Consider the following 6,208-nt stretch of genomic DNA (forward strand, 5'->3'; position numbering starts at 1 on the left):
CTCTTATACACATGCGGCGTCGTGTTCCCCGGCGGCGTCGAGGGCCATCGCCGCCTCGGTGTGGTCCCACGGGTCGAGGTGGTGGCCGCGGAACCACGGCAGGGCCCCGTCCGGACGCTGTACGGCCAGGAGCGCGGCGACGGTCTCTTCGGCCTGCTCGGCGGTGAGGACTCCGGGCAGGACGAGGTGCTCGGTCCGCTCGGGCGTGCTCACGCCTCGGCCTTCGGAAGGTGCGGCTTGGTCGCGTAGGCCACGAAGCTCTTGCCCACGACGGGGTTGAGGAGTTGTTCGGCGACCCGGGTGGCCAGGGGCTTCTTCATGATGTCCCAGACCAGCAGCTTGTGGTAGGCGCGCACCGGCAGCGCCTTGTCGTTGTCGACCCCGAAGGCGCACTTGAGCCACCAGTAGGGGCTGTGCAGGGCGTGCGCGTGGTGGGTGCCGTACGGCTTCAGGCCCGCCTCGCGGATCCTGCCGAGGAGTTCGTGGGCCTTGTAGATCCGGATGTGCCCGCCCTCCACCTCGTGGTAGGCGTCAGAGAGCGTCCAGCAGACCTTCTCCGGACCGTAGCGGGGCACGGTGATCGCGATCCGGCCGCCGGGCTTGAGCACGCGGACCATCTCGGCGAGGACGCCCTTGTCGTCGGGGATGTGCTCCATCACCTCGGAGATGATCACGACGTCGAAGGAGGCGTCGGGGAAGGGCAGGTTGAGCGCGTCGCCCTCCATCGCGGTGGCGGTGGCACCGGCGGGGGCCTCCCCGGCCTCCTTCATCGCGGCGAACCACTTCGCGACCTCGCGGATCTCCTCGCCGTTCCGGTCGAGGGCCACGACCTGGGCGCCGCGCCGGTAGCACTCGAAGGCGTGGCGTCCGGCGCCGCAGCCCAGATCGAGCACCCGGTCGCCTGCGGCGAGCGGGAAGCGGGTGAAGTCGACGGTCAGCACGGGTGCCTGCCTTCGATGTCGGGGGCGGGGGTTGCGGGGGCCACGGGATTCGGCGGAACCACGGCGGTCACCTGCGCGCGGAGCGTGCGGCGATCGCCTGACGGTACAGCTCGGCGGTACCGGCGGCGGCCCTGGCCCAGGTGAAGCGGTCCAGCACCCTCTGCCGGCCCGCGGCGCCGAGGCGGGCGCGCAGCCCCGCGTCGCCGAGGAGCCGGCCGAGGGCCACCGCGAGGGCGTCCGCGTCGCCGGGCGGCACGGCCAGACACGCCTCGCCGTCGGGTCCGGTGACCTCGGGGATCGCGCCGCCGGTGGTGGCCACCAGCGGGGTCCCGGTGGCCATGGCCTCGGCGGCGGGCAGCGAGAAGCCCTCGTACAGGGAGGGGACGCAGGAGATCTGGGCGCTGCGCACCAGGTCGACGAGCTCGGCGTCGCTGATGCCCTTGACGAACTCGACGGCATCCTGGAGGCCGTGGCGCTCGATGGCCTGCGCGACGGGCCCGTCCTCGGCCCGCTTGCCGACGACCACGACGTGCGCCGCCGGATTCTCCGTACGGACTTTGGCGAGCGCCTCGACGAGGTGGACGAGCCCCTTGAGCGGGACGTCCGCGCTGGAGGTGGTGACGATCCGGCCGGGCACCTCGGCGACCGAGGGGTCCGGCGACCAGAGATCGGTGTCGGCTCCGATGTGGACGACCTGGACGCGGTCCGGACGCACACCGAGGTGCTCGACGATCTCGGCCCGCGAGGAGCCGGAGACGGTCAGGACCGACGGCAGCCGGCGGGCGACGCGCTTCTGCATACGGGTGAAGGCGTACCAGCGGCGTACGGACAGCCGGCGGCGCCGGGAGTCCGCGGCGGCCAGGTCGAGGCGGCGGTCGACGGTGATGGGGTGGTGGATCGTGGTGACGAGCGGGGCGCCGAGATCGCCCAACAGGCCGTAGCCGAGCGTCTGGTTGTCGTGGACGACGTCGAAGTCACCGCGCCGCGCGAGGAGATGGCGGCGGGCCCGCAGGCTGAAGGTGAGGGGCTCGGGGAATCCGCCGGTCCACATGGTGGCGACCTCGGCGGCGTCGATCCAGTCGCGGTACTCGCCGCGCTTCGGGGTGCGGAACGGGTCGGGCTGCCGGTACAGGTCGAGGCTGGGCAGCTCCGTGAGCGGCACGCCCTCGTCGAGCACGGGATAGGGCTGCGCGCCGATCACCTCGACGCTGTGGCCGAGCCGGGCGAGCTCGCGGCCGAGGTGGCGTACGTAGACGCCCTGGCCGCCGCAGAAGGGGTTGCCCTTGTAGGTCAGCAGCGCGATCCGCAACGGCCGGTCACCCTCGGTGCCCGGCGCGCCGCCGCCCGCGAGGGGGCCGGACTCTATGGCCTCAGCGGTCACACTCGGTCCCCTTCTCACTGCGGTGTTCGCCGGAGCGTAACCGGTCGCGCTAATCTAGAACAAGTTTCAGACTCATTCGTTCAGCAACCACCGAATCTACCGGCAGGTAGCGTCGGTGTGACGGCCGGATCAGGTGATTCACGCCACGGCGGGCGCACGGCCCGGCGGGCCGCACCCCACCGGACGGCCGCGGGGGACGAGGAACCGGTTCCCGTCTCCCGGCCCGTGCGCGGACGAGGGCCTTGGATGGGAGACATGGCAGCGGAACCCAGACCGGCCGCGCAGGCCCTGACGGAGAGCCAGGAGGCCCGTCGCCGCCGCATCCTGCACGCCGGCGCCCAACTCGCCGGGCGGGGCGGCTTCGAGGCGGTGCAGATGCGCGAGGTGGCGGACGCCGCCGGCGTCGCGCTGGGCACGCTGTACCGGTACTTCCCCTCCAAGGTCCATCTGCTGGTCGCCCTGATGCAGGATCAGCTCCAGCATCTGCACACCGCGCTCCGCAGACGCCCGCCCGCCGCGGACGGCCCCGCCCAGCGGGTCGCCGAGACCCTGATGACCGCCTTCCGGGCGCTCCAGCGCGACCCACACCTGGCGGACGCCATGGTGCGCGCGCTGACCTTCGCCGACCGGGGGGTCAGTCCCGAGGTGGACGCCGTGTCCCGGCTGACGACGGCGATCATCCTGGACGCGACGGGCCTGACGGACCCCACCCCGGCCCAGCTGGCGGTGGTGCGCGTCATCGAGCACACCTGGCACTCCGCGCTGATCACCTGGCTGTCGGGCCGGGAGTCGATCGCCCAGGTGCGGCGGGACATCGAGACGGTCTGCCGCCTGATCGACCTGCCGGAACCCGAGGGGGCGGCGGACGGCGGATGAGGCGCCGGGTCAGTCCGGCGCGCCGCCCCGCAGCGGTCCGCCCAGGAACTCCGGCTGCTGGTACGGCTCCCACCAGCTGGTGAGCCCCCAGATCCCCAGGGTCAGCGCCGCCACCGCCGCGACGAGGGCCACCCACGGCCGGGCCCGCCCGCGCAGGACCGCCATCCAGACGAGCAGCGGGAGCAGCGCCCCGCCGAGGGCGATCAGCGGCAGGTCGACGTAGAGCACGCTGAGGTCCCGGTGCGTCTGCTCGAAGCCGCCGGTGACGCTGACGCGGGCGAGCGGAGCCCAGGCGAGCGTGGCGGCCGCGGCCCCGGCCACGGCGAGCAGGCACCCCGCCGAGGAGTGGTTCGGATGGTCCATGCCCCTCTCCACGCGCCCTCTGCCCGTACGGTTCCGGCGTCCGGGCGGGACGGGCGTCAGACCGGGTCCGCGTAGGCGTCCCGCACGGGGTCGGGCAGCTCGCAGCCGTCCTCGACCCCGGTGAACGTCACGATCTGCGTACGGCCGAGGTCCTCCAGGGCGTAGTGCCGGGCGTAGAGCTTCCAGCCCCGCTTGGCGAGGGTGCGGAAGGTGACGGCGCCCTCGGTGTGCCGGGAGACGATCTCCCAGTCGTGCTGCCGCAGCCGCTTCACGGTGCCCTCGAAGCCCTCGGCCGCCCGGCCGGCCGGTACGTCCCCGAGCCAGGGGGCGACGCACCCCTTCCCGCCGCCGGCGTCCACGCCCTCGACCGAGGTGTCGCCTTCGGGCAGCCCGGCGGCACGCGTGTAGGCGGATATCTCGGCCGCCACCGCCTCCCGGGTGAACGGGGCGTCCGGCCCGCCCGTCGGCCCCACCGCCGCGCCCGCCTCCTCGCCGACGAGCCCGCAGCCGGAGGCCACGGTCATGAATCCACTCACGGCGGCGGTCACGGCCACCGTTCTTCCTCTGCGCACAGGTGCTTCCCGCCCGTCTCGGCCCTTTCCACGGGCGCCGCCCGTGTGATGTCCGCCGGAGTCTCGCATCCGCTCCGGGCCGCACCGCTGCCCGCCCCCGGCCCGGTGCGGCGCCGGCCGGGGACGGGCAGCGGTGCGGCCCGGGAGGCCGCCGGGCCCCCCGGTAGAGTGAGTGGGTCGTCATCATGCCCGTACGGGGGGAAGCCGGTGCGAATCCGGCGCTGACCCGCAGCCGTGGACCCACCCCAGGGGGTGGCCAGCCGGAATGCCCCGCACGTGCGCATGACCGGCTCACGCCACCGGAACCCCGGTGGCCGGCACCGTCGAGGTATACGGGCCGGAGCCCGGTGCATCCGTGTGTGCCCGGGGCCCGGCCCCGCAGGAGAGGCCCACCCACGCCATGACCGTACGCAGCCGCGCGGCAGCGCTCGCGATCACCGCTGTGCTCTGCGCCGCAGCCGCTCCCACCGCGGTCGCCGCCCCGAGCCCGTCCCCTTCCCCGTCCGCGGAGCTCCCCGCGGGCCTGTACGGCACCAAGGACCCCGCCTACGACGGTGTGTGGCGCCAGTCGCTGGCCTTCCTCGCCCAGCGGATAGAGCTGGTCACGCCCGCGGAGGAGTCGGTGGCCTGGCTCGTGGGCCAGCAGTGCGCCAGCGGGGCCTTCGCCTCCTACCGCGACGCCTCCGAGCCCTGCGACGACAAGACGCCCGCCGACACCAACGCCACCGGGGCCGCGATCCAGGCGCTGATGGAGCTGGGGACGAACCGCCCGGCCGTCGACAAGGGCGTCAGCTGGCTCAAGTCCGTGCAGAACGAGGACGGCGGCTGGGGTTACGGCCCCGGCAGTCCCAGCGACGCCAACTCCACCGGCGTCGTCGTCGGCGCCCTGGCCCGGGCCGGTGTGCCGCTGGCCGACATCACCACCGCCGACGGCAGGACCCCGTACACGGCGCTCCAGTCGTTCGCCCTGCCGTGCGGGGGCGAGGACGGCGGGGCGTTCGCGTACCAGCCGGACAAGGACGGCAAGCTCACCGCCAACGCGGACGCCACCGCGGCGGCCGTGCTCGGTGCGATGGGCAAGGGCATGGCCGCGGGCAACTCCAACGCGGTCAAGGACCCCGTCTGCCACAAGGGCACCGGGCTCACCCCCGAGCAGTCCGCGCAGAACGGCGCCTTCTACCTCGCCGGGGCCCTGGCGAAGACCGGCCACCTGGACTCCCCGCCGATGCCGGGCGCCGAGGACTCCGCGCCGCAGCCGGACTTCGGCAACACCGCCGACGCGGTCGTCGCGCTGGCGGCCTCCGGGCACAAGGACAAGGCGGCCAAGGCGGTCTCCTACCTGGAGGAGCACGCGCAGGATTGGGCGAAGGAGGGCGGCCCGGCCGCCACCGCGCAGCTGGTCCTCGCCGCACACGCGACCGGCACGAACGCCCGGGACTTCGGCGGTGTCGACCTCGTCCGGCAGCTCAACGCGACGGGACCCGCCCCCGCCGCCACCGCCGTGCCCTCGCCCACCGCGACCGACTCCAAGCCGAAGAACACCAGCAGCGACGACGGCGGACTCGGAATCTGGTGGCTCATCGGCATCGGTCTCGCCTTCGGCGCGGGCATCGGCTTCCTGCTGAGCGGGCGCCGGAAGAACCAGCAGCCGTGAGGCGTACGGGGCGTACGGCCGTCCTGCTCCTCCTGGCCGGCGCCGTCCTGACCCTGCTGGGCGCCGGGAGCGCGCAGGCGGCCGGGTACCGCTACTGGTCGTACTGGGAGGGTGACGGCACCACCTGGGCGTACGCCACCCAGGGGCCCTCCCTGGTCCGCCCGGACGACGGCTCCGTACAGGGTTTCCGCTTCGCGGTCAGCGAGGACTCCCAGGACGCCGCGCGGCCGCGCCGCACCCCGGACTTCGGCGCGATCTGCGCCGGCACCCCGGCCGAGGACGGCCGCAAGCGGATCGCCCTGGTCATCGACCCGGGCACCGCCGCCGACGCCCCGGACGGCGAGGCCCCGCCCGCGCCGCGCACCGCGTGCGCGCGGGTGGCCGCCGACGCGAGCACCGCCGAGGCTGTCTCTTATACACA

The 6,208-nt window shown here is 74.0% G+C and carries 7 protein-coding genes, 1 pseudogene and 1 riboswitch; of the genes and pseudogenes, 3 read left to right on the forward strand and 5 right to left on the reverse strand.

Annotated elements, in window-relative coordinates:
• Positions 1-12: 12 nt before the first annotated feature.
• The 3 genes and pseudogenes from IH13_RS0132470 to IH13_RS0132480 form a co-directional block, all read right to left on the reverse strand.
• Positions 13-213 (reverse strand): annotated as a pseudogene (locus tag IH13_RS0132470) (prenyltransferase); the annotation flags it as partial.
• Entirely contained in the window at positions 210-941 is a 732-nt protein-coding gene (locus IH13_RS0132475) for a class I SAM-dependent methyltransferase (RefSeq protein ID WP_031090100.1), read from the reverse strand. The gene IH13_RS0132475 and the pseudogene IH13_RS0132470, both read right to left, overlap by 4 nt.
• A 67-nt stretch (positions 942-1,008) precedes the next feature.
• Positions 1,009-2,322, reverse strand: coding sequence for a glycosyltransferase family 4 protein (locus IH13_RS0132480; RefSeq protein ID WP_031090101.1), 1,314 nt, complete (start codon positions 2,320-2,322; stop codon positions 1,009-1,011).
• 255 nt (positions 2,323-2,577) lie between these two features.
• On the opposite strand from IH13_RS0132480, the gene IH13_RS0132485 reads away from it, so the two are divergent.
• Positions 2,578-3,198 carry a TetR family transcriptional regulator gene (locus IH13_RS0132485; RefSeq protein WP_031090103.1) on the forward strand — a complete coding sequence of 207 codons (621 nt, stop codon included), beginning with the start codon at positions 2,578-2,580 and terminating at the stop codon, positions 3,196-3,198.
• A 9-nt stretch (positions 3,199-3,207) separates the two neighbouring features.
• On the opposite strand, the gene IH13_RS0132490 is transcribed toward IH13_RS0132485, so the two are convergent.
• Both IH13_RS0132490 and IH13_RS0132495 read right to left on the reverse strand, forming a co-directional pair.
• On the reverse strand, positions 3,208-3,561 hold the full coding sequence (locus IH13_RS0132490) for a hypothetical protein (RefSeq protein WP_031090104.1): 354 nt from the start codon (positions 3,559-3,561) through the stop codon (positions 3,208-3,210).
• Between the two features lie 56 nt (positions 3,562-3,617).
• Entirely contained in the window at positions 3,618-4,109 is a 492-nt protein-coding gene (locus IH13_RS0132495; RefSeq protein WP_031090106.1) for a hypothetical protein, read from the reverse strand.
• Between the two features lie 193 nt (positions 4,110-4,302).
• A riboswitch (cobalamin riboswitch) is annotated at positions 4,303-4,425 on the forward strand.
• A 108-nt stretch (positions 4,426-4,533) separates the two neighbouring features.
• On the opposite strand from IH13_RS0132495, the gene IH13_RS0132500 reads away from it, so the two are divergent.
• Both IH13_RS0132500 and IH13_RS0132505 read left to right on the forward strand, forming a co-directional pair.
• A complete protein-coding gene (locus IH13_RS0132500; protein ID WP_031090108.1) occupies positions 4,534-5,787 on the forward strand; it encodes a prenyltransferase/squalene oxidase repeat-containing protein in 1,254 nt (417 codons plus the stop codon).
• Positions 5,784-6,208, forward strand: a 425-nt coding sequence (locus tag IH13_RS0132505) for an SCO2322 family protein (RefSeq protein WP_267883897.1), incomplete at its 3' end; no start/stop codon positions are given. The genes IH13_RS0132500 and IH13_RS0132505, both read left to right, overlap by 4 nt.

Origin of the sequence: Streptomyces sp. NRRL WC-3549 (genome assembly GCF_000721935.1) — a bacterium.
Classification (GTDB): domain Bacteria; phylum Actinomycetota; class Actinomycetes; order Streptomycetales; family Streptomycetaceae; genus Streptomyces.